This window comes from Streptomyces sp. NPDC045022 (genome assembly GCF_056432605.1).
Genome location: NZ_JBWKIR010000008.1, coordinates 256,871 through 259,206, shown reverse-complemented (window position 1 = coordinate 259,206; position 2,336 = coordinate 256,871). Strand labels below are relative to the sequence as shown.

The window sequence follows — 2,336 nt, the reverse complement described above, 5'->3', positions numbered from 1 at the left end:
GTACGTAGCCGCTCCCCCGGTCTCACCCAAGGCACGACCGCCGGCACCAAGGGACCGGTGTCCACCAGCCGCTCCGCCCGCCTCGCCCACGGCACGACCGCCATCGCCGAGGTACTGGTACGTGACAGCCGCTCCCCCGGTCTCACCCAAGGCACGACCGCCGGCACCAAGGGACCGGTGTCCACCAGCCGCTCCGCCCGCCTCGCCCACGGCACGACCGCCGCAGTGGCTGTCGAGCGCAGCGTTGCCGCGGGGCCCGTGCCCCGGAGTGGAGGCGGGGTCGTCCGGGGCGCCCGCCGCGGCGGAAGCCAGCCCCCCGCGCTCCCTCTTCGCTCCGCTGCCCTCGTCGCCGGAGCGGTCGTCGAACGCGTTCATCACGCCCCCTCCGCGGCCGCCAGCGGCGTCGCGCGTACCGGTGCGCCCGTGGCCCAGGCGGGGATGCCCCGGGGCAGTACGCGGGCCGTGGGGCCGGTCCAGCGGCCGGGGACGTGGGATTCGGCGGGGGTGGCGAACGGCAGGGGCTCGCCGGCCTCGTCGAGGACGACCCGGCGGACCGGACAGTGCGACACGATCTCCAGGTAAATGCTGCGAAATGCCGCGATGTTCTGCTCGACGGTGAACAGTTCGAGCGCCCGGGCACGCGCCGCAGCGCCCAGGCGCGCACGGCGCTCGGGGTCGCGCAGCAGCGCCACGCACGCCTCGGCGAGCGCCCGTGGATTGCGCGGGGGCACGACGAGGCCCGTGCCGCCGATGGCCTCCACCACCGCTCCGACGTCCGTGGACACGGTGGCCCGGCCGCAGAACATGGCCTCGATGAGGCTGATCGGGAACCCCTCCACCACGCTGGACAGCACGACGACGGCGCCGGCCGCGTACGCGTCGGGCAGGGCCGGGGCCTCCGGGCCGCCGATCTCCTCGAAGGAGACCGGATTGTCGCCGACGGCGTGCGCGCCCTCCGCCTCGTCCGGGAAGAGCTGCGCGGCGAGCGCCCGGCAGTGGCCGAGATAGGCCCGGCCCTCGGGTCCGGGCGGGGCGCCGACGATCCGCAGGGTCGCCCTCGGCTCCTGCTTGCGGACCTCGGCGAAGGCGTGGAGGAGGGAGACCAGGTCCTTGGCGGGTTCGACGCGCCCGACCCAGACCAGCGTGTGCGGGTCGGAGCGGTCCGGGGACTCGCCGGCCTCCGTGAAGCGGGCGGCCTCCATGCCCGGGTGGACCGTGCGGATCCTGCTCCGGTCGGCACCGCACCGCTCCTGCCAGCGCCGGGCGTGCGCGTTGCCGGGGGTGAGGATCTCGGTCCGGCGGTAGACCTCGGCGGCGAGCCGGCGGTGGAAGGCCGCGAGCAGCGCGCGTACGGCGGGGGCGGCGGCGTCCGGGCGAAGGGTCAGATAGTGCGAGCGGAGCTGGACGCCGTACTCGGTGACCAGCAGCGGTACGCCGGAGAAGTGCCGGGCGAGCAGCCCGGGAAGGGCGGCGGGGCCGCCGGCGGTGGCGTGGCAGAGGTCGGCCGCGCCGAGGCCGTCGTCGTCGTACCAGTCGAGGGAGAGGGGGCGCAGGGCGCGTTCGAGGTGTGCGGTGACGGTGAGCAGATCCGGTACGCGCGCCTCGCGCGCCGTGCGCAGCGCGCCGGGGGCCCGGCAAGCGCCTTCCAGGGTGCGTACGGCGGTGTCGGAGTGCAGGGCGCCGACCAGTCCGCCCTCCTCGCGGGCGAGGTCGGCGAGTCCGTACAGCGCGCTGCCGAAACGGTCCGCCAGGCCATCGGTCCGTGAGCCGGGCCCGGTGTCGGCGCCGGTGTCGGACCCGGCGCACACCGCACCGACCAGCTCCCCGTAGCACTCGGTGAAGCGCCGGCGCGTGCGCCGTCCGTAGGGCCGGCCGCCTCCCACCGCCGTCCTTCCGAGGAGGCCCATGGTGCCGCCTCTCCAGATGTCGTCCCCGGCCGTCCACAGGGGTGCCGTACGCACCCGGCCGACCTGCGGGGGGAGCGGGACCCAGCCCTGGTCCTCCTGGCGCCGGCTGCGGCTGAGCGCGTAGATGTCGAACTCGTGCTGCTCGAGCCCGCGCACGAGCCGGTCGCACCAGAGTCTGGTGTCACCGCTCACAAACGGGTAGCCACCCTCCGTAAGCAGTCCGATGCGCACGTGTGCACCCCCGATCACCCGTTTGGGGAGCCGCCGCTGTCCCGGCGGCTCGCAGCGGGACGAAGGTAAGCGGACGAGGCGGTGGTGGGGGGGGGGGGGGGGGGGGGGGCGCGCCCCGCGCGGGGGGTGGGGGGGGGGGGGGGGGGGGGGGGGGGGGGCGGGCGCGCCACCGTAGATGCGTGGGTGAAGAAAAAAAAA

Annotated in this window: 1 protein-coding gene; it reads right to left on the bottom strand. The window is 75.8% G+C overall.

What is annotated here, in order from left to right; genetic code table 11:
- Window positions 1-374: 374 nt before the first annotated feature.
- A complete protein-coding gene (locus tag AC07C1_RS17390; RefSeq protein ID WP_478939843.1) occupies window positions 375-2,099 on the bottom strand; it encodes a glycosyltransferase in 1,725 nt (574 codons plus the stop codon).
- Window positions 2,100-2,336: the final 237 nt, after the last annotated feature.